Source organism: Klebsiella sp. M041 (assembly GCF_059759695.1).
The window spans coordinates 74,581-99,944 of the sequence record NZ_JCAXWU010000003.1 but is presented as its reverse complement, the minus strand read 5'-3'; the positions used below and the strand labels follow the sequence as shown (position 1 = coordinate 99,944).

The window sequence follows — 25,364 nt, the reverse complement described above, 5'->3', positions numbered from 1 at the left end:
CGGCGGCTACGCCTGACCCGGCCGACAAAACCGTAGGCCCGGATCGCTGAGCGCCACCGGGCAATTGCATCACAGCATGTTTTTACCGTACGCCATTGGCGAGGTACCAAAGTATGTCGCCAACGTCTGGCCGATGTCCGCGAAAGTTTCGCGGTGGCCTAACGATCCTGGTTTCACTTTCGGGCCGTACACCAGCACCGGAATATGCTCGCGGGTGTGGTCGGTACCGGTCCAGGTCGGGTCGCAGCCGTGGTCGGCGGTGAGGATCAGGATGTCGTCTTCCCCTACCAGCTCCATCAGCTCCGGCAGACGGCGGTCGAACAGTTCCAGACCCGCCGCGTAGCCGGCGACATCGCGACGGTGGCCCCAGGAGGAGTCAAAGTCGACGAAGTTGGTGAAGACGATAGTCTCGTCGCCGGCTTCCTTCATCTCTTTGATGGTCGCGTCGAACAGCGCGTCCAGCCCGGTGGCTTTCACTTTTTTGGTGATGCCGCAGTTTGCGTAGATGTCCGCTATCTTACCGACAGACACCACGTGGCCGTTCTTCTCGTCAACCAGCTTCTGCAGCACGGTCGGCGCCGGCGGTTCGACCGCCAGATCGTGACGGTTGCCGGTACGCTGGAAGTTACCGGCTTTATCGCCGATAAACGGACGAGCGATGACGCGGCCAATGTTGTAGCCGCCTTCGGTCAGCTCTTCACGGGCGATTTCGCACAGCTCATACAGCTTGTCGAGGCCAAAGGTCTCTTCGTGACAGGCGATCTGGAACACGGAGTCAGCGGAGGTATAGAAAATCGGTTTCCCGGTTTTCATATGCTCTTCGCCGAGCTGATCGAGGATCACCGTCCCGGAAGAGTGGCAGTTGCCGAGGTAGCCCGGCAGGTTGGCGCGTTTCACCAGCTTATCCAGCAGCTCCTGCGGGAAGCTGTTTTCATGATCGCTGAAGTAGCCCCAGTCAAACAGCACCGGCACGCCGGCGATTTCCCAGTGGCCGGACGGCGTATCTTTACCAGAAGAGAGTTCATGCGCCCAGGCCCAGGCGCCAATCACTTCGGCATTGCCATCCATTCCGGCGGCAATTTTACCGGTAGAGCCTTCATGCGCTTTCACCAGCCCCAGACGGGTCAGGTTCGGTAAATTCAGCGGGCCTTTGCGGCCGTGGTCAGCCTCGCCTTTGGCGCAGGCTTCCGCAATGTGTCCCAGGGTATCGGCGCCGACGTCGCCAAAGCGGTCTGCGTCTTCCGTTGCGCCAATCCCAAAGGAGTCCAGCACCATGATAAATGCACGTTTCATCTTGTTCTCCATACATCTTGCGCTGCAAAAAAGCGATCAGATCAGTATATCGCTATTCGGTGATACGGCGATAGACTGTCGGTGTAATTTCCGGAGCTTTATCGTCCAGTTTAATGGCCGCTTTGACCGCTTTCGCGGCCTCCTGCCAGCTGTTCTCGTCTTTGGCATGGATCACCGCCAGCGGACGCTGTCCGTCCACGCGGTCACCCAGACGCGCCATCTCGGTAAAGCCAACGCTATAGTCAATGGTGTCTGATGCCTGACGGCGGCCGCCGCCCATAGAAACCACTGCCATACCCAGCGCGCGAGTATCCATCGCGCTGACAAAACCTTCGGTATCAGCATAGACTGCTTTGCTCAGCATCGCCGTCGGCAGATAATGATCATAATTCTCGACAAAGTCGCTCGGTCCTTTCTGCGCCGCGACCATACGGCCAAAGACTTCCGCCGCTTTACCATTATCCAGTACCGCCTGCAGCTTCGCGCGCGCGTCGGCATCGTCCGCCGCCAGCTTGCCGGAAATCAGCATCTCCACACACAGCGCCATCGTCACGTCGAACAGACGCGGATTGCGGTATTCGCCGGTCAGGAACTGGACCGCTTCGCGAACTTCAACGGCGTTCCCGGCGCTGGAAGCCAGCACCTGGTTCATATCGGTCAGCAGCGCGGTGGTGCGCACGCCGGCGCCGTTGGCGACCCCGACGATCGCTTCCGCCAGCGCGGCGGAAAGTTCATAAGTCGGCATAAACGCGCCGCTGCCGACTTTGACGTCCATCACCAGCGCATCCAGCCCTTCCGCCAGCTTCTTGGCAAGGATCGAGGCGGTGATCAGCGGGATGGAGTCCACCGTCGCGGTAATATCGCGGGTGGCATAGAAACGTTTGTCCGCCGGAGCGAGGGAGCTGGTCTGCCCGATAATCGCCACGCCGACATCTTTAATAATCTCGCGGAAGCGGTTGTCGTCCGGGAAGATATCGAAGCCCGGGATCGCTTCCAGTTTATCCAGGGTACCGCCGGTATGGCCGAGTCCGCGGCCGGAAATCATCGGCACATAACCGCCGCAGGCGGCCACCATCGGCCCCAGCATCAGCGAAGTGACATCCCCGACGCCGCCGGTGGAGTGTTTATCGACGATCGGGCCGTTAAGGTTGAGGCTTTTCCAGTCCAGAACGGTACCGGAATCCCGCATCGCCATGGTCAGCGAAACGCGCTCCGGCATAGACATATCGTGGAAGAAGATGGTCATCGCCAGCGCGGCGATCTGCCCTTCTGAGATAGTATTGTCGCGGATGCCGTTGATGAAAAAGCGGATCTCTTCATCGCTTAATGCCTGACCATCACGTTTTTTACGAATAATTTCTTGTGCGAGAAACACGGTAACCCCCATGAGGAATCGGGTGAATGGTGGCGGGTGGCGCTACGCTTACCCGCCCTACGATCCTGTAGGCCGGATAAGCGAAGCGTCATCCGGCAATGTCTGACAATCAGTAGCTGCTGGCGCTCTTGCCGTCGCCGTGACCCAGGGCTTTCAACAGGCTGGCCAGCAGGCTGGAGGCACCAAAGCGGTAGTGACGGGCATCGGCCCAGTCGGCGCCAAACAGCTCATCGGCGATCGCCAGGAACTGCTGCGCATCTTCCGCGCTGCGCACGCCGCCCGCCGGTTTGAAACCAACGGTTTTCTCAACGCCCATATCGCGGATGACTTCCATCATGATGCGCGCGCTTTCCGGCGTAGCATTCACCGGCACTTTACCGGTCGAGGTTTTGATGAAATCGGCCCCGGCTTTGATAGAGATTTCAGACGCTTTACGGATCAGCGCTTCTTCTTTCAGCTCACCGGTTTCGATGATCACTTTCAGCAGCACGTTGGCAGCCGCGCAGGCCTCTTTACAGGCTTTCACCAGCTCGAAGCCGACCTGCTCGTTACCGGCAATCAGCGCGCGGTACGGGAACACCACGTCCACTTCATCGGCGCCGTAAGCGATCGCCGCGCGGGTTTCCACCAGCGCAATGTCGATATCGTCATTACCGTGCGGGAAGTTGGTGACCGTAGCGATGCGGATCTCCGGCGTTCCCTGCTCGTTCAGCGTTTTACGGGCAATCGGGATGAAGCGCGGATAGATGCAGACCGCCGCGGTGTTACCCACCGGGGTTTTCGCCTGATGACACAGGGCGATCACCTTCTCATTGGTGTCGTCGTCGTTCAGGGTGGTCAGGTCCATCAGTTTTAACGCGCGCAGGCTGCTTGCTTTTAAATCAGTCATTTCATACTCCGCCGGCGCAGTGCCGGTTCAATAGTTTGTTCACCTTGCGAGTCTGTTACTATTGTAACATTCACTCGCCGCCACACTTCGACATTCATCACAGTTAATGAAAACTACTTACTAATTTGCATTACTGTAATGTGACTTTAATCACAAAATATCAGCGCATACCGCGGCAATTATCCTCACGCCCCTCTTAAGCATAATCGAAACTCCGCACCCAATGAGGATGTGATAATTCTAACACACAATGACAGAGACTCTCGACACCGTGGCGCACATTTTGCCCACCCAGCCGGTGATGAAATTATTATGCCTTGAAATATAAGCTATTTTTCCAAAAGCCAGAAATGATGGGATTTTCACAAATTCAATAAAACCAGCGACGCGGCAGCCGCTGGTTGAGGGAACTGGCTTAGAGGGCGAGGAAAACCCCGGCGATGGTGGCGCTCATCAGGTTAGATAGCGTCCCCGCCGCCACCGCACGCAGCCCAAGCTGGGCGATATCCTGACGCCGGTTGGGCGCCATCCCCCCGAGGCCGCCAATCAGGATGGCGATCGATGACAGGTTAGCGAATCCGCACAGCGCGAAAGAGATAATGGCTTTAGTGTGATCTGAAATAACCTGCAGCCCGGCCGCCGCCACCTCGGCGTCCGCCTTCAGATACTCGCCAAAGTTCATATAGGCCACGAACTCGTTAATGATCAGCTTCTGGCCGATAAACGACCCCGCTACCGTCGCTTCGTGCCACGGCACGCCGATCACCCACGCCAGCGGTGAGAAGACCCAGCCGAGGATCATCTGCAGCGACAGCTCCGGATGGTTAAACCAGCCGCCGACGCCGGACAGAATGCCGTTCAGCAGGGCGATCAGCGCGATAAACGCCAGCAGCATCGCGCCGACATTGAGCGCCAGCTGCATACCAGACGCGGCGCCGGAGGCGGCGGCGTCCAGCACGTTGGCCGGTTTATCCGCGTCAGCGCTCTGGCGGTCATGAGCCGGGTTATCGTCCGGCGTTTCCGTTTCCGGTACGATAATTTTGGCAAACAGCAATCCACCCGGCGCCGCCATAAACGACGCGGCAATCAGGTACTCCAGCGGAACGCCCATCTGCGCATAGCCCGCCAGCACGGAACCTGCCACCGAGGCCAGGCCGCCGCACATGACCGCAAACAGCTCCGAGCGGGTCATAGTGGCGATATAAGGACGCACCACCAGCGGCGCTTCGGTCTGACCAACGAAGATGTTCGCCGTGGCCGACAGCGATTCGGTACGCGAGGTCTTCAGTACCGCCCGCAGCGCGCCGCCGAGAATGCGAATGACCAGCTGCATAATGCCCAGGTAATAAAGCACGGCAATCAGCGACGAGAAGAAGACGATCACCGGCAGCACGCGCAGGGCAAAGACAAAGCCGCCGCCGCCAAACACCTCGAACATTTTATCGGAGACCAGCCCGCCGAAGATGAAACCGATCCCTTCATTGCCATAGGCAATTACGCGGGCGACGCCGTTCGACATCGCTAACAGCGCCGAGCGCCCGGCCGGTACATACAATATCAACGCGCCGATACCCACCTGGATTATCCAGGCGCCGAGCACAGTACGCAGGTTAATGGCTTTTCGATTATTGGAGAGCAGCACAGCAATGGCCAACAGCGCCACCATGCCGATAAGTCCCATGAGGATTTGCATACAGATTCCCTGTGTTTTGATAGTCCAGCACTAACGGCGTGATTATATCGGCATGAAACTATCCTGCCTGCCAGGCTTCACACATTTTACGCAAATCAATGATATGGATGAACAATTATGAGAATTCGATCACCATACAGTGGCGGAGGGCAGGGAAAACAAGGCGAGCGTGTTGCGCATTATCCCTTCGGCTATGGCTGCCGGCGGCTCCGACCGCAGTTCGCACAGGGCGTCAAATACCCGCGCAGCTTGCTCCGGGCGATTGGGCTGTCCCTGGAAGCCATTGAGCGGCATATCCGGGGCATCGGTCTCCAGCAGCAGGGCTGAAAGCGGCAGACGCGCCATCACCTCGCGGGTTTTACTGGCGCGGGGATAGGTAATGGTGCCGCCAACGCCGATCTTATAGCCAAGCTGTACGAAACGCTCGGCCTGCTGCAGGCTGCCGGCGAAGCCATGTACCACCCCGGTACGCGGCAGGGCATGTTTTTTCAGCAGCATCGCCAGCTTATCGTGGGTGCGTCGGGAGTGGAGGATCACCGGCAGATCGTAACGCTTCGCCAGACGCAGCTGCGCTTCCAGCAGCGCCTGCTGACGATCGAACTGCGGCTCGTCGCGATAGAGATCGAGACCAATCTCCCCCACCGCCACCAGTTTTGGCGGGCGCTGCGCCAGCGACGCCTCCAGTTGCGCCAGCCCCTCATCGGTGTGCTGCTCGATGACAATCGGATGCAGGCCCAGCGCGGCATACAGCGCCTCGTGCTGCGCCGCCAGCGCCAGCACGCGGCTAAAACGCTCAGCGGAGATGGCCGGAACGATAATTCGCCCGACGCCGGCCTGCGCCGCACGCGCCAGGCTGGCGACCTCATCTTCCGCGAAGGGGGGAAAATCGAAGTGGCAGTGGGTATCGATAAAACGGTGCGTCACGCCAAATCCTCATGATTAAAGCTTGCGTCATTGGCCTGCGGCGCAGCGATGATGGTCGCCTGCGGCGCTTCATTGGCCACCGGCACCGGCGGCACCACCACCGGCGCAGGCCGGGCGATACGCGGCGCGTGGCGCAACAGCGGCGGCCGGTCGGCCAGCAGTTTACCCACGGTGGCCAGGAAATAACGGCCGCACTGGCGTCCGGTTTTGTAGTCTTCCAGCAGCGCCGGCAGTCGGCTGCCAAGCGCCATGCTGCGCAGCGGCCGCTGGGGATAGATTTCGAAAATCCGCAGTTTGCCGGGCGGTTTTTCGATGAACTGCTGGATGGCGCGATAGGTGGTTTCGTGATGATGCACCAGATTAACCAGCGGCTGCAGGCTGCTCTCCCCCAGCCAGCGCTCCATCCGCTTAAACCACTCCGGGGTGTAAAACATCTGCGAAGGGACAGTGCGGATCACCACGATGGTCTGAGCGCCGCGGCGGGCCGCCTCCTGTACCGGGATCGCATCGCTGACGCCGCCGTCAAGGTAGCTAACGCCGTCAAGTAACACGCCGCTGCGGTAAAACCCGGGGATAGCGCTGGAGGCGCGGATCAGATCCAGCCAGGTTTGCGGCGTCGGTGAAAAATAGCTGGCGGAGTAATCGTCGCCGCGACAGGCGCACATCCACAGCTCTTTGCCCAGCGCGAACTGCGTTTCGGCATAGTTCATGGCCAGCGGCATCTGCTGCGAGGTGGCCTCCACCAGCCAGTCGAGATCGATAAGGTTGCCGCCGCGCACAAAGCGCATCGGATCGAAAAACTGGCGTGAGGTAGTGTAGCGTGTGATGACTTTGCGGGCATAGCCTTGCTGATTACACATGTAAGCGGAGAGGTTTTGCGCCCCCGCTGAGGTCCCCAGCATCAGGTCAAAGGGGTTAAATCCGGCGCGCATGAATTCGTCCAGAACCCCGGCGGTGAAAATCCCTCGCTGTCCCCCGCCTTCACACACCAGCGCCAGCTTGCCTGGTCGGAAGGGTTTAACCGCCAGCGGGGCGATATTGCCCAGCGTAACGGGAATGCGTTGCCCCACCCTGCTTTCCTGTTCGATTAGTCTTCTCCTGACAAGGTAACGCAATTTGCCCATCGCTTAAACCGCGAAAGCCAGTCCGCAGGACTGGCTTTGTGTAAGACGACGTGTCAGTAAAAACGCTCAGGCTTCAGCATCGCCCGGATTGTTGTCCCTCTACGGACGTCTGCGTCCTGTAAACAGGCTCACCAGGAACAGGATAATCCCGACGACAAAGACGATTTTCGCGGCGCCAGCGGCAGTACCCGCCAGACCACCAAAGCCCAGGGCCGCAGCAATTAATGCAATGACCAGAAAAATAATTCCCCATCGAAACATACCTTTCTCCTTACCATAATGGACGGTGAACAGCGGTTTGCGCACCCTTTCTGGAAAGCTCATCGCTCAGTGGGTGCTGCTATTCGTTCGGCAACCTTGGCCAGACAACACTTTTGTTAATAACTCGATTTACTTCACGCTAAGATCGTTGCGGACGCTTTTCACACCGGAAACCGCTTTCGCAATCTCTGCGGCGCGCTCAGCCTGCGCCGCGGAAGCCACCGTACCGGTCAGATGCACTGCGCCGGCGTTAGTTTCGACTTTCACATTGCGCGAAGGGACAATGTCATCCGCCAGCAGCTTAGCCTTCACTTCGCTGGTAATAGCGGTGTCCCCGGCATAGCCTTTCAGCGTCGCCGTCTCACTCGACGATTTGTGCTGCACCGTCAGCTTGTCGTTGACCTGAGAGACGCCTTCGACCGCTTTTGCCACGCTCAGCGCCTGACTTTTCTGTTCAGCACTGGTGACGTCGCCGCTGAGGGTGACCACTTTGTTTTCCGTTTTCACCGAAATATCGCCGGAGTTAATATCTTTATGGTCGATCAGCGCCGCCTTTACCCGTGCGGTAATAGTGCTGTCGTCCATAAAATCGCCGACTTTATTAATCGAATTGTCTACCGCCTCTCCCGCATTGCTGGCAGCTGACTTCGCACTGTCTACCGTTGTTTTTTCCGTCTCTGCCGAGGCGTTCAACGCGGCTAAGCCTAAGAAGAGCGCCAGCAACATATTGGCATTCTTTAGTCTGGTCATCGTGATGTCCTCGTTTTTTCACCAGCGCTGGCGTCTTATCGCAGTGAATTACGCCAGCATTTTTAAAAACACGAATTAAATATAGTAGACAGGCGAAGGGGTTGCGGAGGATATGGATAAAAAACAGACGAATTAGCGGCGTTTTAAGAACTTTCCAGAAGGAGGGAAGCGCGGGCGGAAGAAGAAAAAAGCGCGGCCTGCGCCGCGCTTCGTCAGGGATTAGTGCTCGCGCGTTTTGCGGAACACCACGTCAGGATAACGCTCCTGCGTCAGGTTCAGGTTGACCATCGTCGGGGCGATGTAGGTCAGGTTATCGCCGCCATCCAGCGCCAGCTGAACTTCGTTTTTACGTTTGAACTCTTCGAATTTCTTCACGTCAGTGGATTCAACCCAGCGCGCGGTGGCCACGTTGACCGATTCGTAAATCGCTTCCACGTTGTATTCGCTTTTCAGGCGCGCCACGACGACGTCAAACTGCAGCACACCCACGGCGCCGACGATCAGATCGTTATTGGCGATCGGACGGAAGACCTGCACCGCGCCCTCTTCAGAGAGCTGAACCAGCCCTTTCAGCAGCTGTTTCTGCTTCAGCGGATCCTTCAGGCGAATACGACGGAACAGTTCCGGTGCGAAGTTCGGAATACCGGTGAACTTCATCATCTCGCCCTGGGTGAAGGTATCGCCAATCTGAATGGTGCCGTGGTTATGCAGGCCGATGATATCCCCAGGATAGGCTTCTTCAACGTGCGAACGGTCGCCGGCCATAAAGGTCAGCGCGTCGGAGATCACCACGTCTTTACCGATGCGCACCTGACGCAGCTTCATGCCTTTCTCATATTTACCTGACACCACGCGCATGAAAGCCACGCGGTCGCGGTGTTTCGGGTCCATATTGGCCTGAATTTTAAACACGAAGCCGGTGAACTTCTCTTCCGTGGCGGTGACTTCACGGGTGTCGGTGTTACGCGGCATCGGCGCCGGCGCCCACTCCACCAGGCCATCCAGCATATGGTCAACGCCGAAGTTACCTAACGCGGTTCCGAAGAACACCGGGGTGATTTCCCCGGCCAGGAACAGATCTTTATCGAACTCGTTCGACGCGCCCTGCACCAGCTCCAGCTCGTCGCGCAGCTGCTGCGCCAGATCTTCCCCCACCGCCGCGTCGAGATCCGGGTTGTTGAGCCCCTTCACGATGCGCACTTCCTGGATGGTATGGCCTTTACCGGTCTGATACAGGTAGGTTTCATCTTTGTAGAGATGATAGACGCCCTTGAACAGCTTACCGCAGCCGATAGGCCAGGTAATCGGCGCGCAGCCGATTTTCAGCTCGTTCTCCACTTCATCCAGCAGCTCCATCGGATCGCGGATATCACGGTCGAGTTTGTTCATAAAGGTGAGGATCGGCGTATCGCGCAGACGGGTGACTTCCATCAGCTTACGGGTCCGATCTTCGACGCCTTTTGCCGCGTCAATCACCATCAGGCAGCAGTCCACCGCCGTCAGGGTACGGTAGGTATCTTCCGAGAAGTCTTCGTGCCCCGGGGTATCCAGCAGGTTCACCAGACAGTCATGATAGGGGAACTGCATCACCGAGGTGGTGATCGAGATACCACGCTGCTTTTCCATTTCCATCCAGTCGGATTTCGCGTGCTGGCTGGAGCCACGACCTTTTACGGTACCGGCGGTCTGAATCGCCTGTCCGAACAGCAGCACCTTTTCGGTGATGGTGGTCTTACCGGCATCCGGGTGAGAAATAATGGCAAAAGTGCGGCGTTTGGCCACCTCTTGCAGATAAGGAGACAACGTCATAATTAATCTTCTAAGTAAACGCGGCCATGAGCCACGCATGTGGAATACGAAAAATTGCGGCTATTTTACCCATCAACGGGGGGGAGGCAATCAGTGTTTACACAGGAGCTGCTCCAGTTCGCTTAACGAGGTCACCGTCCAGTCCGGCTCGAGGTCCGCCGGCAGCTCGCGCTGATGCGCATTGAGCCAGCAGGTCGCCAGTCCGGCATTCACGCCGCCGCGAATATCCGACTCGGCGGTATCGCCGACCATCAGCACCCGCGAGCGCGGTGGGTTACCCGCCTGCGCCAGCGCGTAATCGAAAATGCGCGCGTCCGGTTTGGCGACGCCCACTTCTTCAGAAATAATCAGCAAATCAAAGTGTTCGCGTAAACCGGTCCGCTCCAGACGAGTCTGCTGCAGCGAGGTAAAGCCGTTGGTGATGATGCCCATCTTGACCTTGCCCTGCAGCGCGTTGAGCAGAGAGACCGCGCCCGGCAGCGGCGCACAGATTTCCGCCATCGCATTCATAAACGCGTCGTTGAGTTCCCCCGGCGGCACATTCAAACGTTCCGCCCAGCTGTCAAAGCGCTGGTGCTGCAGCTGCAGCGAGGTGATGGCGCCGTTCTGGTAATCCACCCATAGCGGCTTATTCACGGCCTGATAGTCCTGAAAATCTTCGGCGGTAAAGGTCACGCTGTAGTCGAGAAACATCCGCTGCAAGCCGCTGAAAGAATCAAACGTAAACAGCGTTTCATCGGCATCAAAGAAAATCCAGTCCCATTTCATCGTATCACCTTGTCTTACATACTGATTGGCAGAGCCATAATAATGGCGTCTTCGCGCCCGTCGGCCGTCGGGTAGTAGTTGCGGCGAATCGTCGCCTCATTGAAGCCTAAGCTTTCATACAGCGCGATAGCGGCAACGTTGGAGGCGCGCACCTCCAGCCATAGCGTGACGACGCCGAGCCTTTCGACTTCGTCAATGACGTGTTCCAGCAGCGCTCGCCCCAGGCCACGGCGCTGGTAAGCGGGATCGACCGCGATATTGAACAACGTCGCCTCATCCAGCACCACTTGCGTAATGGCGAACGCCGCCATTACGCCATCCACTGACAGCTGATAGTTGCGATAGCGTTCCCCCTGGTTACTGGCCAGGGTCTGTTCGCTCCACGGGAAAGCGTGGGCGCGGGTTTCGATTTGCCAGGCTCGGGTTAAATCAGCCGTGCTGAGGGTAGAAATCGTGTTCATGTGCGCAGATTTGTTGCCAGAGCGCCCTGCGAGCCGGCGCGCTGGTCTGAAGTTCATCAAAAGCGGGGGTGGACACCTGGGCGCCCGCCAGCGGCAGCGACGCCTCTGTGCCCAACCGCCAGCTGTTGCAGCGGCTGTCCTGCGGCAGCATCGCCACCCGCTCCGGGGTCAGCTGCAGGACCTGATCTGGCGTCACGGCCAGCGCGCGCAATACGTCGCCAATCAGCGGCTCTGTCAGCGACGGCGGGGTTTCCGCCACCATCACCAGACGAATATGTTCAGGAAGCGAGATAGCGATTTCGCCCTGCAACGCCCCCGGTCGGCGCAGCGACCACTGGGTAATGCCCAGCTGCTGTAGTTGCCAGTCTCGTCGGGATGTCATAGCGAAACACTCCTGTTAAACAAGCGCGCAATATAGCAAATCCGTCGTATCTGCGCCAACAAACTACTATAATCGGCGCCAGTCTTAATGAAGGAGTGTTTCATGTCCGCTTTTACCCCGGCAAGTGAAGTCTTGCTGCGCCACAGTGATGATTTCGAGTCCGCCCGCGTTCTGTTTGCCGGTGACCTGCAGGATGACCTGCCTGCGCGTCTGGATACCGCGGCCAGCCGCGCCCACACCCAACAGTTCCACCACTGGCAGGGCCTCAACCGCCAGATGGGAGACACCGTCCGTTTTAGCTTAGTGGCTGAGGCCGCTGACGTCGCCGAATGCGACACCCTGATCTACTACTGGCCAAAAAATAAACCAGAGGCACAGTTCCAGCTGATGAACCTGCTCTCTCTGCTGCCGGTGGGAAGCGACATTTTCGTCGTCGGTGAAAACCGCAGCGGCGTCCGCAGCGCGGAGCAGATGCTGGCTGAATACGCGCCATTAAACAAAGTGGATAGCGCCCGCCGCTGTGGCCTCTATCATGGCCGACTGGAAAAGCAGCCCGCCTTCGACGCCGATGCCTTCTGGGGCGAATACACACTGGATAATCTGACGATTAAAACCCTGCCTGGCGTCTTTAGCCGCGACGGGCTGGACGTCGGCAGCCAGCTGCTGCTCTCCACCCTCGAGCCGCATACCAAAGGGAAAGTGCTGGACGTCGGCTGCGGCGCAGGCGTGCTGGCCGCCGCGCTGGCCAGCCATTCGCCGAAAGTGCGCCTGACCCTGTGCGACGTCAGCGCTCCTGCGGTCGAAGCCAGCCGCGCGACGCTTGCCGCCAACGGCCTGGCTGGCGATGTGTTTGCCAGCAACGTCTTCTCCGAGGTCAATGGTCGCTTCGACATGATCATCTCCAACCCGCCATTCCATGACGGGCTGCAGACCAGCCTCGAAGCCGCCCAGGCGCTGATCCGCGGCGCGGTTCGCCATCTGAACAGCGGCGGCGAGCTGCGCATTGTCGCCAACGCCTTCCTGCCGTATCCGCAGGTGCTGGATGAGACGTTCGGCTTCCATGAGGTGATCGCCCAGACCGGACGTTTTAAGGTCTATCGCACCATCATGACCCGTCAGGCGAAAAAATAGTCGCCTTCTCACGCCGGCGGCCCGTTTCTGGTACCGCTGGCGCTTCCTGCGGGCAAATCCGCCCATTTTTGCAGCAATCGATACAACCTGCATAATTAACTATTGACGTGTCGCCGAAAACCACTAGAATGCGCCTCCGTGGTAACGATACTTTCATAGTGTCGATGGTATGCGAAGGTGGCGGAATTGGTAGACGCGCTAGCTTCAGGTGTTAGTGTCCTTACGGACGTGGGGGTTCAAGTCCCCCCCCTCGCACCATAATCCACGAAGATATTGCTCGCACTGGGCGAAGGTGGCGGAATTGGTAGACGCGCTAGCTTCAGGTGTTAGTGTCCTTACGGACGTGGGGGTTCAAGTCCCCCCCCTCGCACCAACGAGGCAATATCTAAAGAAAGAATACTGTGCGAAGGTGGCGGAATTGGTAGACGCGCTAGCTTCAGGTGTTAGTGTCCTTACGGACGTGGGGGTTCAAGTCCCCCCCCTCGCACCAATATTCTTCCCTCTCCCGGCGTTATCCCCTCAGTTTGATATCCACAATCATCAGCATTATTCCACCAATCAGTGCAACGCACGATGGCAGCAGAATAAAATGGCGCAGTTGACGATGCCATATCATCGCCGCGGACATCAGCATGCCCACCGCGACCAGCGTCCGCCATACGTCAGCCGACACCCCGGCATACCCGAGAGCGACAATCAGCGCGCCGGGAACGATGACTCCCCAACCGCTTCCTAATGCTCGCTGCAGCATGGTTTCACCTCTCACAACGATAATGATAACCAATATCATATGATAAATTTTATCATTTGTCATTTGCGATGTGCTCTGCGCCTTATTCTTTACGTTCGCGGTAATGACATACATTCATGAAGGTGATAAATTAAGCGGATTATCGATATATATTAAATATTTTTCTTATTTTGCAAATAACCTTTTTTTGCACATTGTTATCAGACTCTTCATTTTTGGCTTTCATCATTTTGAAATTTAACGACTAATAATGATTCTTCCGATATGACTGCACAAACCTGGCGAGCACACTACGCACAAAAATATCAATATTCCTTACGGCTTTTTTTACTGCTTAATTTCATTTCATCCTCTCTGTCGCTGGTCACCCCCCTATTTACGGTAGTTCGTTTTACGCTGCCTTGCGCCCTGATCGTGGCCTGCAGCGGGTTGCTGCTGCTCTGGCACTGGAAATGGCCGCAATCGAAAATAAATATTCCCGCTATCTCGTTGTTATTTGGCATGCTATGGGCATGGCACGTAGCGACAAAGGCGATGCTATTGACACCGCCGCATTTTAACTTTCTGGTGATCGCCCTATTAAGCATTCTGTTTATCGGCACCATCGCTTTTTCCAATAATATCACTGCCTTTACCCTCCACTCTTTACCGACTTTCCTTGCCTGCCTGATAATGGCGGAGGGGGAACAATGGTTGCGCATGACTTACTGTTTTATGCTGCCTATTGCCGGTATTACCCTGCAAAATATTATCCAGAAGCGCAGCGATGCCTTCACACAAGGATTAATGGATAAACTCATGCAGGAACGCAACACCCTCAACGATCTCAGTATGCTGGATCCTCTGACCGGTTTGTATAACCGCCGCGGACTGCAGAATCGCCTCGATACCCTGCTGGCGCTGGACGGCGACAACCACTTCGTGCTGCTCCTCGATATCGATCATTTCAAAGCCTATAACGATCACTATGGTCATATGATGGGCGACCAGGCGCTCATTCGCGTCTCTGCTGCTATTCGCAACGCCGTACGCTCGCGCGATATTGTCGCCCGCTTTGGCGGAGAGGAGTTTATGGTGCTGCTGACCAACAGCAGCGAAGAAACGGCCTGGCAGGCTGCCGAACGTATTCGGCAGCGGGTCTATGACCTGAAAATCCCGCATATGTTTAATGAAAGCGTCGCCACCAACGTGACCATCAGTATTGGCCTGACGCCGCTCATTGATGACAATATTGAGCAAGCGCTGGCGCGCGCCGACGGCGCACTCTATGACGCTAAGAATAAAGGCCGCAACATTATTCTGGCCAGTTAACCTGCGCGCGCCGCGGCATCGTGGCGCCGACAAAATTCTTGCCATGCCGCCTGCAAACAACTAATATCAGGAATCATTATCATTTAGATTTGTATCTGGAAATCGAATGGCCTGGCGTTCCCTTCCTCTCAGCGATGAACTTATCTGGCGGGCCCCTTTGCCGACGGCTGAGCGCGCCCTGGCGGAGAGTATTCGGGAAAAAATCGCCACCCTTCGCCCCCATCTGCTCGATTTCCTGCGCCTGGATGAATCCGCTCCAGGGCACGCTTTGACGCTTGCCGAGTGGTCGCGACCCACCGCCTTACGCTCCCTGCTGGCCACTTATTCCGATCATATCTATCGTCATCAGCCAACGCTGACACGGGAAGCAAAACCTCTGCTCTCGCTCTGGGCGCAATGGTATATCGGTCTGCTGGTGCCGCCGCTGATGCTGGCGTTGCTCAATGAACCACAGGGTCTCAGCCTGGCGCCGGAACATTTCCACGTCGAATTTCACGAAAGCGGCAGGGCGGCCTGTTTCTGGATTGATGTCCATAGCGATGCCGGTATTGAGAGACTGTCACCGCTGTCGCGAATGGATGCCCTGGTGACGCGCACCCTGCAGCCGGTTATTGACGCGCTGGAAGCCACGGGCGAGATCAATAGCAAACTTATCTGGAGCAATACTGGCTATCTGATTAACTGGTATCTTGGAGAAATGCGCGCGCTGTTGGGGGATGAGCAGCTTGCCGCCCTGCGCCAGCACTGTTTCTTCGAAAAACAACTCGCCGATGGTCAGGATAACCCACTATGGCGAACGGTTGTGCTGCGTGAAGGACAGTTAGTCCGACGCACCTGCTGCCAGCGCTATCGCCTGCCGGACGTCCAACAGTGCGGCGACTGCACGTTAAAATAACGCCCTGTCTACAATAAGCAACGGGCGGCCTGTGGCCGCCCGGTCACTATTTATGCGGTCTGCTGACTCTCCTGCTCCGCCCGTTCAGCCTCTTCCGCTTCCTGAGCAAGCAGCTGCTTCTCATACACCTTAAAGAACGGGAAGTAGATAATCGCCGACACGCAGGCCAGAACGATGACCAGAATCGCCGCCCGGAAATCCCAGCCCAGCGCCCAGGCACCGCCAATCGGCGCCGGCGCCGTCCACGGTACCACGGAGATGACGCGGCCAATCAGATCCAGCTTCATTGCCGCCCAGGCCAACACCGCATTCACCATCGGCGCCAGCAGGAACGGAATAAAGAACACCGGGTTCATGACGATAGGCGTCCCAAAGATGACCGGCTCGTTAATGTTAAACAGGCTTGGCACCACGCTTAAACGCCCAATGGAGCGCAAATGCGCTGAGCGGCTGCGCAGATAGCAGAACACCAGCCCCATGGTGGCACCGGAACCTCCGACCACGATAAAGAAGGTCCAGAACGCCTCCATAAAAATATGCGGCAGAGGCGCGCCCTGGGCCAGCGCCTGCTGGTTCATACCGAGGTTGGTCAGCCAGAACATCTGCAGCATCCCGGAAACGATCGCCGCACCGTGGATCCCGGCAAACCACAGCAGGTGGCCGATGAGGACCGCCAGCAGGATCGCCGGCAGGGAATCGGCTGCCGAAACCAGCGGTTTGAAAATTGCCATAATGGCCTGCGGGATCAGCATGTCAAAATGGTGCTGAATAAATAGGCTCAGCGGATAGAGCGTCAGCACAACCACCAGCACCGGGATCAACAGATCAAAGGAATTTTTGATCATCGGTGGGACCTGATCCGGTAGACGGATACCGATATTATGCGCCTTGAGAAAACGCATCATCTCCACACAGTAGATCGCCACCAGAATGGCGGTAAAGATCCCTGTTCCGCCAAGGCTGTCCACCGGCAGCGTGCCATTCGTCTTCGGCGCGGCAATCAGTAAAAAGGCCATGATCGACAGCATCGCGCACATAAAGGGATCGAGCTGATTGGATTTCTCGTAGTGCTTACCGAGGTTGTAAGAGATTGCAGCGCAGATGTAGATCGACATGATCCCCATCGTCATATCAAAGGGGGTCAGAATGCGCCCCTCAAACTCTTTTGCCAGATCCAGCCAGGCGCGGGCAAAACCCCAGGTGGTGTCCGGGGAGAAAGGAGGATAAGCAAACACCAGCAGGAACGATCCGACGATCATAAACGGCATCGCGGAGATAAAACCGTCACGGATAGCCATGACGTGACGCTGCGATGAGATCCGCCCTGCTATGGGGCTTATGTAATTTTCTACAAAGCGAAATATCAAATTAAACGCAGCATGGTTAGCAGACATAGTAGCCCTCCTGACAGGCTATTGATACTGGCCCAACAACGATTACCCTGCCGTTACGATGACCGCTTATTGATGCAGCAGGCCGCGGGTGGATTACCGGCTATACTGCCCATAACACAACGATTCATACACGGCTCTTTTGTTATAAATAAAAGGAGAAGTGACTGTTCCAGTATTCATCTCAATGCAGATAACCGCAACCGGTTACTGTAACCGGTTACGGTGAATGTGAAGGAGATCGACAAAATAGAAAGAATCTGGATTGTCCGCGCTGATATTTACACTCCGCCAGGCTTGTGACAGATTTAACCAGCCTTAAATCAGGAGAATCCAATGAGTCTGCAGTCTGTACGGCAGTTTTTTGCCGAACACGCCCCCGATATCGAAATTATTGAGTTAAACCAGAGTACCGCCACTGTGGCGCTTGCCGCTGCCGCGCACAACGTTGAGCCGGGACAAATAGCCAAAACGCTGTCGCTCAAGATCAAAGATAAGATTGTACTGATCGTCGCCAGGGGCGATGCGCGGCTGGATAATAAAAAGCTGAAAGAGACCTTTGGCGCTAAAGCGCGTATGTTGAGCAGCGACGAGGTGGTAACCTGGACCGGCCATCCGGTTGGCGGCGTGTGCCCGTTTGGTCTGGAAAATCCGCTGGCCGTCTTCTGTGACGTCTCGCTCAGGCACTATCAGGAGGTGCTACCCGCAGCGGGAGCTATTCACAGCGCCGTTCGCATTGAACCAGAACGAATGGCGCAGCTCACCGATGCAACATGGGTAGACGTATGCATATAGCCGCGTTATGCCACCTGTTTAACGGCGCTGGTCGGGCCGCTTATCGGTAAATGCAGCAAGATATCCGCCGCGTTTAATAAACCAATGTCAGAGCGAACCCCGAGCTTGGTCATGGCGTTGAATTTATGCGCGCGGATGGTTTTAATGTTCCGGTTCAGCTGCACCGCAATTTCCGCAAGCGAATATCCCCACGACATATACCGAAGAATGGCGTGCTCCGTTGGGCTTAGCGGATCGTTGCATGCCTCTCTGCCGCAAAAGTGCTCTTTGCCGGCGAGGGAATGATTATCCAGCAGCTGTAACAAATGCTCCTGCAATCCGCGTCGCGGCGCGGATTTATTTAATATACCCTGCAGGCAGGCCGGCATTAAATGGCCGATCAGACGCATTTCGCTTTCATTATTAGCCAGAATAATCGTTTGAACTTCCGGTCGGATCCTCGCCATTTCGTGAAGAAAAAGCAGGCTCTCGGCTCTGGACGAACGACTCCCCGAAAGTGAAAAGATGATTGCTGACCATGGGAACGACGTTTCCACCGCCCTGAGCAAATTGATATTTTTAAAAAAATGAATGCGGTATTGGCTGCTCTCTTCACGGCTAAAGGTATAGCGCCAGGCCATTTCCGTCATCACACATTTTTCTACGATGGCGACATGACGGGTTGTGCTATTTTTTTCCATTCCATTTGTTCCCCGTAAGCTGAATTGATATTCAGCTCTTGCATTCCCTGCGCACTGTTGATCCAGGCATACATTTCAGCGTTGCTGCGTAGCGATAAACGACGCATTGCGCTATTTTTCTGCGCGCTAATCGTCTTATTACTCTTTTTCAACAGCGCGGCGATCTGGTTAATTCCCCATCCCTTCGCCAGAAGGCGCAGAACTTTCCGCTCTGACAGGGTCAGCATCGCCGCTGAGTGGTAGCTAGCGAAATCGCTGTCCACATCCCCGGTAAACAACGTACGGCTAATCTGCTCAGCCGCACGGCTACCGGCGCAAATCACCTCAATCAGCCGGTCAACCGGCTCGTTCTCTGAGATCAGCGAGCTTTCGGGACGAATTAAAAGCTCAACGGCTAATGGATAGAGGCTGTCGCTGACCATAAAAACCCAGTGAATATCTCGATACTGGGTCATGAGGGAGTAATAACGCTCGCAGACGGCCCGGGGCTGCGCAATCTCGCCGGAGATATCCGCAACGACCAGCACCGCTCGCCGCAGTTGTAAAAGGGTGAGCTCATCATGAGTGCGGCAAAAACTGAGTTCGTAATCCGGGAGGTTCTCATTGAAGATCACCTTTAACCCTGACTGCATGACGGGGATTTTACTAATAACGACGCCAAACTTACCTTGTCCTGGTAACATAACACCTCCGCTTCCTGTCGAAGTTTCTTCGCTTGCCCGCAAACGATCGGCGAGTGACTCGATCGCCATACCATTTACTGGATGAATATTAAAAGCATATTCATGGCCCGCGTACACGATATACTGCATGACCGAACCGTGGTCATATCAAGTAAATATTATTCCTGTGTATACTTGCGATGAATATTAGCACAGACGCCCTGCGCTAATAAATTAGAAAAGATAAAACCATTATTTAGCAAAAATAATTTCAGGCATGAACATTATGAAGCATTCTCTTTAATTGCTTCTCTAAATGCTTTAGGCGACATACCGCTATAGCGGCGGAAAAAGCGAGAAAAATAGGCGGCGTCGCTAAAGCCCAAATAATCAGAGAGTTGCGTTATCGTCATGCGGGTGTATTGCAGATTACGCCGCGCCTCAAGCATCAGTCGCTGATGCAATACCCCAAGGGCGCTACAGCCATAGAACTCGCGACATAAATAGTTTAAATGCGTGACCGACAGCCCAATCAACTTCGCATACTCCGCCAGCGGAAGGTGCTGCCGGTAGTGGCTCTCAATAAGCCGGGAAAAATGACGCATCATACTGCGCTTTCGCTCCGCTTTATCTTCCGCGGGCGGTGCGGGGCGGCACTGCCGGTTCAGCCAGGCCAGCAGCGTCCCCAGCAGCGAATAAAGCATCATTTCCCGGGCATCATGATCGGCACTGTACTCCTCGCGAAGCGCTGAAAACAGCGTATGCATACGCCCCCGGGAACGCCCCACCGGCAGACACTGCGCAACGCTAAGCACATCCAGCGGTCGGCCGAACTGATTTTCAAAACGGCTCAGCAGCGGCAGCGCCAGGGAGAGCACAAATCCGTGCGTTCCGGGTGAGAAATGAAAGCCATGAATGCAGAGGGCGGGCACCACCTGGATGCAGGACTCCGTCATCACCGAGGTGGTGCCTTCAATTTCGATCTCCGCCCGACCTTTGTGCAGATAGAGGAGCTGGACCATTTCGGCGTGCTGGTGGACGCGAATATGCCACTGATACAGGCTGCTGCGCTGCAAAATCGACTCGCAGTGCAGCAGGTCCGGCGTCGGCCAGCCGCGCTCCTCGCCATACAGCTTAAATACCGGAACAGTTTGGACGGGGGGCATAGTGACTCCTGTTCAGTCAGACGACACGCTCCATGGGCAGGCCCACGTAGTTTTCCGCGATAGTGGTCAGCCCGGCGCGCGAGCCCAGATAGTAGCGGCGATCGGCCGCCTGCATTTTGGCGTCGAATTCGCTCTGCTGCGGAAAATCGTGCAGCAGGCGGGTCATGAACCAGCTAAAGCGTTCCCCTTTCCAGACCCGATCCAGCGCCAGTCGCGAATAGGTCGCCAGCAGATCGCTCCGGCCGTGATGGTAGTATTCACGCAGGATCCGCCACAGATAGTTCACGTCCGATGCCGCCAGGTTCAACCCTTTAGCGCCGGTCGGCGGTACGATATGCGCGGCATCCCCCACCAGGAACAATCGCCCATATTGCATTGGCTCCACGACGAAGCTGCGCAAGGGAGCGATGCTTTTCTCAAGTGAGTGACCAGTCACTAACTTTGATGACAGATCCTCCGGCAATCGGCATTTCAACTCCTGCCAGAAGCGTTCGTCCGACCAGTCCTCCACCTTATCGCTCAGCGGAACCTGCAGATAGTAGCGGCTGCGAGTAAGTGAGCGCTGACTACATAAAACGAATCCCCGCTGATGATGCGCATAGATCAGCTCCGGATTGACCGGCGGCGTATCCGCCAGCAGGCCTAACCAACCGAACGGCCAGACGCTCTCGTAAGTCTTGAGGATGTCAGCGGGAATACTTTGCCGCGACACGCCATGGAACCCGTCGCAACCGGCGATAAAGTCACACTCCAGGCGACAGAATTCACCTTCGCTAAGATAGGTGATCGTCGGCCGGTCGCTTTTTGCGTCATGGATAGTCACTTCGCTGACGCCGTACACGATCGGCGCGTCGCTGGCGGCCCGGGCAGCCATCAGATCGCGGGTCACTTCAGTCTGGCCGTAAACCATCACGCTCTTGCCGTCGGTCAGCTCGCTCAGTGAGACGGGCACCCGCTCGCCGTCAAAGAGAAACTCCACCCCATGATGCACCAGGCCTTCGACATCCATCCGCTGCGCCACGCCCGCTTCACGGAGCAGATCGACGGTACCGCTTTCCAGAATTCCCGCACGGATGCGCCCCAGCACATACTGCGGCGTTTGACGCTCAAGAATGACCGTGTGGATCCCGGCGTTGTGCAGCAGCTGCCCCAGCAGCAGCCCGGAAGGGCCAGCGCCAATAATCGCGACCTGTGTTTTCATAGGATTGTCTCACTTTTGCAGGGTTAATTATTTGTGTAATTTTTGTTTAATAAAAGTGTTTTCCTGCATTTTTGATAAGTCAGACGGGAAAAAGAAGGGATGAATGGCGACAAAAATTGCACTTTTCACCAAACTGGCAAAAGTGTGGGACGCTTCAAATTCCGCCACCCCGGCGGACGGAAGATTTTTGCACATTATTTGATCCCACCCCCCTCAGCCGCCCCGGCGCTTCAGGTTAAAGTATCGGCAGATACCAGGCGTCGCGGACAGCAGAGGAAATATGCAGGTTGATCGGGCACAGCAGCGGGCAATCACACGATTATGCATCCAGTGTGGTCTTTTTTTGTTACAGCACGGCGCCGAAAGCGCGCTGGTGGAAGAGCTTTCAACGCGTCTCGGGCTGGCGCTGGGGATGGACAGCGTCGAAAGCGCCATCTCCTCCAACGCTATCGTCCTGACCACCATTAAGGATGGCGAATGTCTTACCTCAACGCGTAAGAATGTCGACCGCGGCATTAATATGCATGTGGTGACGGAAGTGCAGCATATCGTGATCCTCGCCGAGCATAAGCTGCTGGACTATCGCGACGTCGAGAAGCGCTTCGCGCAGATTAGGCCCCTGCGCTATCCCCGCTGGTTGCTGGTGATCATGGTGGGCCTCTCCTGCGCTTGTTTCTGTAAACTGAATAACGGCGGCTGGGATGGAGCGCTGGTCAGCTTCTGCGCCAGCACGGTGGCCATGTACATTCGCCAGGTGCTGACCCACCGTTCCATGCATCCGCAGATCAACTTCTGCATCACCGCCTTTGTGGCCACCACGATCTCCGGGCTGCTGCTGCGCCTCCCGACCTTTGCCAGCACCCCGACCATTGCCATGGCCGCCAGCGTCCTGCTGCTGGTCCCGGGCTTTCCGCTGATCAATGCCGTCGCCGATATGTTTAAAGGGCATATAAATACTGGCCTCGCCCGCTGGGCGATCGCCAGCCTGTTAACCCTTGCCACCTGCATTGGCGTAGTGATGGCAATGACCGTATGGGGGCTGCGGGGATGGGCATAATTTCGTTTATTTTCGCACTGGCGGAAGACATGCTGCTGGCGGCGATCCCTGCCGTCGGGTTTGCGATGGTCTTTAATGTCCCGCAGCGCGCCCTGCGCTGGTGCGCGCTGCTGGGAGCCATCGGCCATGGTTCGCGCATGGTCATGATGAGCGCTGGTTTTAACATTGAATGGGCCACGTTTCTCGCCGCCCTGCTGGTGGGCTGCATCGGCATCCAGTGGTCGCGCTGGTATCTGGCGCATCCGAAGATTTTTACCGTCGCCGCCGTGATCCCGATGTTTCCCGGTATTTCCGCTTACACCGCGATGATCTCCGCGGTAAAAATCAGCCATTTTGGCTATTCTGAAGAGATGATGATTTTGCTGCTGAGCAATTTTTTAAAGGCCTCTTCGATCGTGGGCGCCCTCTCCATTGGCCTGTCGATACCCGGTCTGTGGCTGTATCGTAAGCGCCCTCGCGTCTAACCCCGGCGTCGCGGCAGAGCCGCGACGCTCCTTCCGCGACGGGCTCTGTGCTACTATGTGCAGATCACCCCACTCTTTGCAGTTCAGAGTTGAGATAGAGTTATGTCTTCGCGAATTTTAACCTCCCATTTTAGCGGCCTGGAAGAGTTCCTCCAGCAGCACGCGGCGCTGCTGGCGAAATCGACTGACGGCACCGTCGCCGTTTTTGCCAACAACGCCCCGGCGTTCTATGCGCTGACCCCATCCCGGCTGGCGCAGCTGCTGGAGCTGGAAGCCAGGCTGGCGCGCCCCGGCAGCGACATCGCGCTTGACCCGCAGTTTTTCGACGAGCCCGCCGCGGCGCCGGTTGCGGTGCCGATGGGCAAATTTGCCATGTATGCGGCCTGGCAGCCGGACGCCGACTTTCAGCGTCTGGCCGCGCTGTGGGGCATCGCGCTGAGCCAGCCGGTCACCCCGGAAGAGCTGGCCGCTTTCGTCGCTTACTGGCAGGCGGAAGGTAAAGTGTTTCACCACGTGCAGTGGCAGCAGAAACTGGCTCGCAGCGTGCAAATCAGCCGCGCCAGCAACGGCGGGCAGCCGAAGCGCGATGTGAACAGCGTTAGCGAACCCGACAGTCATATTCCGCGAGGTTTCCGAGGATGAGCATGAAAAACGTTGGCGATCTGATGAAGCGCCTGCAGAAAATGATGCCGGCTCATATCGAACCGGCGTTTAAAACCGGCGAAGAGCTGCTGGCCTGGCAAAAAGAGCAAGGCAAGCTGCGTTCCGAAGCGCTGGAGCGGGAGAACCGCGCGATGAAAATGCAGCGCACCTTTAACCGCTCGGGGATCCGCCCCCTTCATCAGAACTGCTCCTTTGATAACTATCGCGTCGAGTGCGAGGGGCAGATGAACGCCCTCGCCCGCGCGCGTCAGTACGTGGAGGAGTTCGATGGCAATATCGCCAGCTTTATCTTCTCCGGCAAACCGGGCACCGGCAAAAACCACCTCGCGGCGGCTATCTGCAACGAACTGCTGCTGCGCGGGAAGTCGGTCTTAATCATCACCGTGGCCGATATTATGTCGGCGATGAAAGATACCTTCAGCAATCGGGAGACGAGCGAAGAGCAGTTACTGAGCGACCTCAGCAAGGTCGATCTTCTGGTCATTGATGAAATTGGTATGCAGACAGAGTCTCGCTATGAAAAGGTCATTATCAATCAGATCGTTGACCGCCGATCTTCATCCAAACGGCCCACCGGTATGCTGACCAACAGTAATATGGAAGAGATGAATAAGCTGCTCGGCGAACGGGTGATGGACCGTATGCGCCTGGGCAACAGCCTATGGGTTATCTTCAACTGGGAAAGTTACCGGCACCGCGTCACCGGCAAGGAGTATTAAGAGATTTCCGGACGACGACGGCGTTATACTAAAGCGATTCTTCAGTCACGCTTATGAGTCCGTCTATGAAATCGCTAAAAAATGGCTTACTTGCCGCGCTTACCCTCAGCGCATTTACCCTCTCCGGCGCCCACGCCGCCTCCTGGCAGGATTCTCTCAACAGCGCCGCCAGCCAGCTCAGCGGCAGCAGCACCCAGGCCAGCGGCGGCGGAATGTCCATCTCCTCTCTGACCAGCCTGCTCAACGGCAGCAGCCAGTCGCTGACCGCCAGCAGCATGAATAACGCCGCCGGGATCATGTCATATTGCGCCAAACAGAAGCTCGCCTCGGCGACCAGCGCTGATAACGTCAAAAACCAGGTGCTGGATAAGCTGGGGCTCAGCACGCCGGAAAAACAAAAACAGGACACCAGCTATCTTGATGGCCTGCAGGGGCTGCTCAACAGCAATAATGGCCAGCAGCTTGACCTGAATACCCTCGGCAACAGTTCGCTGGCGAAACAGGTGAAAACCAAAGCCTGCGATCTGGTCTTAAAACAGGGCGTTAACTTTCTCTCCTGACGTAGAAGGCCAATGCCGCGTTTGTCGCCTTCGCGACGGCAGCGCGGCCTGAAACGGCTTTTTTCGCCTTTTTCTCCTTGCGCTTCCCCGCCCCGCCCGTTGCGACGCCGATCAAAAAAGGCAACTTCTAAACCAATTCTGAATAACTGCACACTTTCATGACGCTAGAATTGCAGCAAGATGGCGCTG

Annotated in this window: 28 protein-coding genes and 3 tRNA genes; 13 read left to right on the top strand and 18 right to left on the bottom strand. The window is 56.5% G+C overall.

Features of this window, described 5'->3' with window-relative positions; genetic code table 11:
- Window positions 1-69 precede the first annotated feature (69 nt).
- From deoB to AC6CWS_RS04325, 12 genes are all read right to left on the bottom strand, one after another.
- Complete coding sequence (gene deoB / locus AC6CWS_RS04380; protein WP_023291895.1) at window positions 70-1,293, bottom strand: phosphopentomutase; 1,224 nt, start codon at window positions 1,291-1,293, stop codon at window positions 70-72.
- A gap of 52 nt (window positions 1,294-1,345) precedes the next feature.
- Window positions 1,346-2,668: a thymidine phosphorylase gene (gene deoA, locus AC6CWS_RS04375; protein ID WP_032429093.1), complete on the bottom strand. Its 1,323-nt coding sequence runs from the start codon at window positions 2,666-2,668 to the stop codon at window positions 1,346-1,348.
- Between the two features lie 109 nt (window positions 2,669-2,777).
- The gene (gene deoC, locus AC6CWS_RS04370; protein ID WP_065883299.1) at window positions 2,778-3,557 is read right to left on the bottom strand and encodes a deoxyribose-phosphate aldolase; all 780 of its coding nucleotides are present in this window, start codon (window positions 3,555-3,557) and stop codon (window positions 2,778-2,780) included.
- A gap of 415 nt (window positions 3,558-3,972) precedes the next feature.
- Window positions 3,973-5,250, bottom strand: coding sequence for a NupC/NupG family nucleoside CNT transporter (locus AC6CWS_RS04365; RefSeq protein ID WP_023291892.1), 1,278 nt, complete (start codon window positions 5,248-5,250; stop codon window positions 3,973-3,975).
- A gap of 129 nt (window positions 5,251-5,379) precedes the next feature.
- Window positions 5,380-6,174, bottom strand: coding sequence for a metal-dependent hydrolase (locus AC6CWS_RS04360; RefSeq protein ID WP_032452382.1), 795 nt, complete (start codon window positions 6,172-6,174; stop codon window positions 5,380-5,382).
- Window positions 6,171-7,244 (bottom strand): patatin-like phospholipase family protein, encoded by a 1,074-nt coding sequence (locus AC6CWS_RS04355; protein WP_023291890.1) that lies wholly within the window; start codon window positions 7,242-7,244, stop codon window positions 6,171-6,173. The genes AC6CWS_RS04360 and AC6CWS_RS04355 overlap by 4 nt, the downstream gene beginning before the upstream one ends.
- 153 nt (window positions 7,245-7,397) lie before the next feature.
- Window positions 7,398-7,559 carry a DUF1328 domain-containing protein gene (locus AC6CWS_RS04350; RefSeq protein ID WP_002887716.1) on the bottom strand — a complete coding sequence of 54 codons (162 nt, stop codon included), beginning with the start codon at window positions 7,557-7,559 and terminating at the stop codon, window positions 7,398-7,400.
- Between the two features lie 129 nt (window positions 7,560-7,688).
- Complete coding sequence (osmY, locus tag AC6CWS_RS04345) at window positions 7,689-8,309, bottom strand: molecular chaperone OsmY (RefSeq protein WP_017901234.1); 621 nt, start codon at window positions 8,307-8,309, stop codon at window positions 7,689-7,691.
- A gap of 219 nt (window positions 8,310-8,528) precedes the next feature.
- Window positions 8,529-10,118 carry a peptide chain release factor 3 gene (gene prfC / locus AC6CWS_RS04340; protein ID WP_002887711.1) on the bottom strand — a complete coding sequence of 530 codons (1,590 nt, stop codon included), beginning with the start codon at window positions 10,116-10,118 and terminating at the stop codon, window positions 8,529-8,531.
- A gap of 90 nt (window positions 10,119-10,208) precedes the next feature.
- Entirely contained in the window at window positions 10,209-10,886 is a 678-nt protein-coding gene (gene yjjG, locus AC6CWS_RS04335; RefSeq protein ID WP_065883294.1) for a pyrimidine 5'-nucleotidase, read from the bottom strand.
- Window positions 10,887-10,900: 14 nt separating this feature from the next.
- Window positions 10,901-11,347 carry a ribosomal protein S18-alanine N-acetyltransferase gene (rimI, locus tag AC6CWS_RS04330; RefSeq protein ID WP_065883292.1) on the bottom strand — a complete coding sequence of 149 codons (447 nt, stop codon included), beginning with the start codon at window positions 11,345-11,347 and terminating at the stop codon, window positions 10,901-10,903.
- On the bottom strand, window positions 11,316-11,729 hold the full coding sequence (locus tag AC6CWS_RS04325) for a DNA polymerase III subunit psi (protein ID WP_004886506.1): 414 nt from the start codon (window positions 11,727-11,729) through the stop codon (window positions 11,316-11,318). The genes rimI and AC6CWS_RS04325 overlap by 32 nt, the downstream gene beginning before the upstream one ends.
- 102 nt (window positions 11,730-11,831) lie before the next feature.
- Between AC6CWS_RS04325 and rsmC the strand changes: the two genes are divergently transcribed.
- The 4 genes from rsmC (at window position 11,832) to AC6CWS_RS04305 (ending at window position 13,350) form a co-directional block, all read left to right on the top strand.
- On the top strand, window positions 11,832-12,860 hold the full coding sequence (gene rsmC / locus AC6CWS_RS04320) for a 16S rRNA (guanine(1207)-N(2))-methyltransferase RsmC (RefSeq protein ID WP_065883290.1): 1,029 nt from the start codon (window positions 11,832-11,834) through the stop codon (window positions 12,858-12,860).
- 171 nt (window positions 12,861-13,031) lie between these two features.
- Window positions 13,032-13,118 (top strand) — tRNA-Leu (locus AC6CWS_RS04315).
- Between the two features lie 28 nt (window positions 13,119-13,146).
- A tRNA-Leu gene (locus AC6CWS_RS04310) sits at window positions 13,147-13,233 on the top strand.
- A 30-nt stretch (window positions 13,234-13,263) separates the two neighbouring features.
- Window positions 13,264-13,350: transfer RNA gene (locus tag AC6CWS_RS04305), tRNA-Leu, on the top strand.
- 21 nt (window positions 13,351-13,371) lie between these two features.
- Here the strand turns inward: AC6CWS_RS04305 and AC6CWS_RS04300 are convergent.
- Window positions 13,372-13,611 carry a DUF1435 domain-containing protein gene (locus AC6CWS_RS04300; RefSeq protein ID WP_065883327.1) on the bottom strand — a complete coding sequence of 80 codons (240 nt, stop codon included), beginning with the start codon at window positions 13,609-13,611 and terminating at the stop codon, window positions 13,372-13,374.
- Window positions 13,612-13,681: 70 nt separating this feature from the next.
- Here AC6CWS_RS04300 and AC6CWS_RS04295 point away from each other — a divergent pair, with 70 nt between their 5' ends.
- The 3 genes from AC6CWS_RS04295 (at window position 13,682) to fhuF (ending at window position 15,817) form a co-directional block, all read left to right on the top strand.
- Complete coding sequence (locus AC6CWS_RS04295; RefSeq protein WP_072096669.1) at window positions 13,682-13,852, top strand: hypothetical protein; 171 nt, start codon at window positions 13,682-13,684, stop codon at window positions 13,850-13,852.
- 23 nt (window positions 13,853-13,875) lie between these two features.
- Complete coding sequence (locus tag AC6CWS_RS04290) at window positions 13,876-14,922, top strand: GGDEF domain-containing protein (RefSeq protein WP_065883287.1); 1,047 nt, start codon at window positions 13,876-13,878, stop codon at window positions 14,920-14,922.
- A 106-nt stretch (window positions 14,923-15,028) separates the two neighbouring features.
- A complete protein-coding gene (gene fhuF, locus AC6CWS_RS04285) occupies window positions 15,029-15,817 on the top strand; it encodes a siderophore-iron reductase FhuF (RefSeq protein ID WP_065883285.1) in 789 nt (262 codons plus the stop codon).
- Between the two features lie 50 nt (window positions 15,818-15,867).
- Here the strand turns inward: fhuF and AC6CWS_RS04280 are convergent, their stop codons facing one another.
- Window positions 15,868-17,211: a PTS cellobiose transporter subunit IIC gene (locus tag AC6CWS_RS04280; protein ID WP_002887650.1), complete on the bottom strand. Its 1,344-nt coding sequence runs from the start codon at window positions 17,209-17,211 to the stop codon at window positions 15,868-15,870.
- Between the two features lie 333 nt (window positions 17,212-17,544).
- On the opposite strand from AC6CWS_RS04280, the gene AC6CWS_RS04275 reads away from it, so the two are divergent.
- Window positions 17,545-18,003, top strand: coding sequence for a YbaK/EbsC family protein (locus AC6CWS_RS04275; RefSeq protein ID WP_023291881.1), 459 nt, complete (start codon window positions 17,545-17,547; stop codon window positions 18,001-18,003).
- Window positions 18,004-18,008: 5 nt separating this feature from the next.
- Here AC6CWS_RS04275 and bglJ read toward each other — a convergent pair whose 3' ends face one another.
- The 4 genes from bglJ to pobA form a co-directional block, all read right to left on the bottom strand.
- Entirely contained in the window at window positions 18,009-18,683 is a 675-nt protein-coding gene (gene bglJ / locus AC6CWS_RS04270) for a DNA-binding transcriptional activator BglJ (protein ID WP_032454790.1), read from the bottom strand.
- Entirely contained in the window at window positions 18,644-19,366 is a 723-nt protein-coding gene (locus tag AC6CWS_RS04265) for a helix-turn-helix transcriptional regulator (protein ID WP_044525327.1), read from the bottom strand. The genes bglJ and AC6CWS_RS04265 overlap by 40 nt, the downstream gene beginning before the upstream one ends.
- Before the next feature lie 263 nt (window positions 19,367-19,629).
- Window positions 19,630-20,511, bottom strand: a complete 882-nt coding sequence (locus AC6CWS_RS04260) for a helix-turn-helix domain-containing protein (protein WP_023291878.1) — start codon at window positions 20,509-20,511, stop codon at window positions 19,630-19,632.
- 16 nt (window positions 20,512-20,527) lie between these two features.
- The gene (pobA, locus tag AC6CWS_RS04255; RefSeq protein ID WP_065883283.1) at window positions 20,528-21,712 is read right to left on the bottom strand and encodes a 4-hydroxybenzoate 3-monooxygenase; all 1,185 of its coding nucleotides are present in this window, start codon (window positions 21,710-21,712) and stop codon (window positions 20,528-20,530) included.
- Between the two features lie 280 nt (window positions 21,713-21,992).
- On the opposite strand from pobA, the gene AC6CWS_RS04250 reads away from it, so the two are divergent.
- The 5 genes from AC6CWS_RS04250 (at window position 21,993) to AC6CWS_RS04230 (ending at window position 25,175) form a co-directional block, all read left to right on the top strand.
- Window positions 21,993-22,769, top strand: coding sequence for a threonine/serine exporter family protein (locus AC6CWS_RS04250; RefSeq protein ID WP_004886474.1), 777 nt, complete (start codon window positions 21,993-21,995; stop codon window positions 22,767-22,769).
- Window positions 22,760-23,233 carry a threonine/serine exporter gene (locus AC6CWS_RS04245; RefSeq protein WP_004886472.1) on the top strand — a complete coding sequence of 158 codons (474 nt, stop codon included), beginning with the start codon at window positions 22,760-22,762 and terminating at the stop codon, window positions 23,231-23,233. Before AC6CWS_RS04250 ends, AC6CWS_RS04245 begins: the two co-directional genes overlap by 10 nt.
- A 102-nt stretch (window positions 23,234-23,335) precedes the next feature.
- The gene (gene dnaT, locus AC6CWS_RS04240; RefSeq protein ID WP_498256388.1) at window positions 23,336-23,875 is read left to right on the top strand and encodes a primosomal protein DnaT; all 540 of its coding nucleotides are present in this window, start codon (window positions 23,336-23,338) and stop codon (window positions 23,873-23,875) included.
- Window positions 23,876-23,877: 2 nt separating this feature from the next.
- Entirely contained in the window at window positions 23,878-24,615 is a 738-nt protein-coding gene (dnaC, locus tag AC6CWS_RS04235) for a replicative helicase loader DnaC (protein ID WP_065883277.1), read from the top strand.
- 65 nt (window positions 24,616-24,680) lie between these two features.
- Entirely contained in the window at window positions 24,681-25,175 is a 495-nt protein-coding gene (locus AC6CWS_RS04230; RefSeq protein ID WP_023291874.1) for a YjjA family protein, read from the top strand.
- Window positions 25,176-25,364 lie beyond the last annotated feature (189 nt).

Coding starts and splice junctions, on each gene's coding strand:
- dnaT (WP_498256388.1), top strand. CDS start 23,336: ATGTCTTCGCGAATTTTAACCTCCCATTTTAGCGGCCTGGAAGAGTTC.
- fhuF (WP_065883285.1), top strand. CDS start 15,029: ATGGCCTGGCGTTCCCTTCCTCTCAGCGATGAACTTATCTGGCGGGCC.
- AC6CWS_RS04245 (WP_004886472.1), top strand. CDS start 22,760: ATGGGCATAATTTCGTTTATTTTCGCACTGGCGGAAGACATGCTGCTG.
- AC6CWS_RS04350 (WP_002887716.1), bottom strand. CDS start 7,559: ATGTTTCGATGGGGAATTATTTTTCTGGTCATTGCATTAATTGCTGCG.
- osmY (WP_017901234.1), bottom strand. CDS start 8,309: ATGACCAGACTAAAGAATGCCAATATGTTGCTGGCGCTCTTCTTAGGC.
- AC6CWS_RS04290 (WP_065883287.1), top strand. CDS start 13,876: ATGACTGCACAAACCTGGCGAGCACACTACGCACAAAAATATCAATAT.
- AC6CWS_RS04260 (WP_023291878.1), bottom strand. CDS start 20,511: ATGCCCCCCGTCCAAACTGTTCCGGTATTTAAGCTGTATGGCGAGGAG.
- rimI (WP_065883292.1), bottom strand. CDS start 11,347: ATGAACACGATTTCTACCCTCAGCACGGCTGATTTAACCCGAGCCTGG.
- deoC (WP_065883299.1), bottom strand. CDS start 3,557: ATGACTGATTTAAAAGCAAGCAGCCTGCGCGCGTTAAAACTGATGGAC.
- pobA (WP_065883283.1), bottom strand. CDS start 21,712: ATGAAAACACAGGTCGCGATTATTGGCGCTGGCCCTTCCGGGCTGCTG.
- prfC (WP_002887711.1), bottom strand. CDS start 10,118: ATGACGTTGTCTCCTTATCTGCAAGAGGTGGCCAAACGCCGCACTTTT.
- deoB (WP_023291895.1), bottom strand. CDS start 1,293: ATGAAACGTGCATTTATCATGGTGCTGGACTCCTTTGGGATTGGCGCA.
- bglJ (WP_032454790.1), bottom strand. CDS start 18,683: ATGGAAAAAAATAGCACAACCCGTCATGTCGCCATCGTAGAAAAATGT.
- AC6CWS_RS04325 (WP_004886506.1), bottom strand. CDS start 11,729: ATGACATCCCGACGAGACTGGCAACTACAGCAGCTGGGCATTACCCAG.
- AC6CWS_RS04365 (WP_023291892.1), bottom strand. CDS start 5,250: ATGCAAATCCTCATGGGACTTATCGGCATGGTGGCGCTGTTGGCCATT.
- rsmC (WP_065883290.1), top strand. CDS start 11,832: ATGTCCGCTTTTACCCCGGCAAGTGAAGTCTTGCTGCGCCACAGTGAT.
- AC6CWS_RS04300 (WP_065883327.1), bottom strand. CDS start 13,611: ATGCTGCAGCGAGCATTAGGAAGCGGTTGGGGAGTCATCGTTCCCGGC.
- AC6CWS_RS04275 (WP_023291881.1), top strand. CDS start 17,545: ATGAGTCTGCAGTCTGTACGGCAGTTTTTTGCCGAACACGCCCCCGAT.
- AC6CWS_RS04230 (WP_023291874.1), top strand. CDS start 24,681: ATGAAATCGCTAAAAAATGGCTTACTTGCCGCGCTTACCCTCAGCGCA.
- dnaC (WP_065883277.1), top strand. CDS start 23,878: ATGAAAAACGTTGGCGATCTGATGAAGCGCCTGCAGAAAATGATGCCG.
- AC6CWS_RS04250 (WP_004886474.1), top strand. CDS start 21,993: ATGCAGGTTGATCGGGCACAGCAGCGGGCAATCACACGATTATGCATC.
- yjjG (WP_065883294.1), bottom strand. CDS start 10,886: ATGAAATGGGACTGGATTTTCTTTGATGCCGATGAAACGCTGTTTACG.
- AC6CWS_RS04280 (WP_002887650.1), bottom strand. CDS start 17,211: ATGTCTGCTAACCATGCTGCGTTTAATTTGATATTTCGCTTTGTAGAA.
- AC6CWS_RS04265 (WP_044525327.1), bottom strand. CDS start 19,366: ATGTTACCAGGACAAGGTAAGTTTGGCGTCGTTATTAGTAAAATCCCC.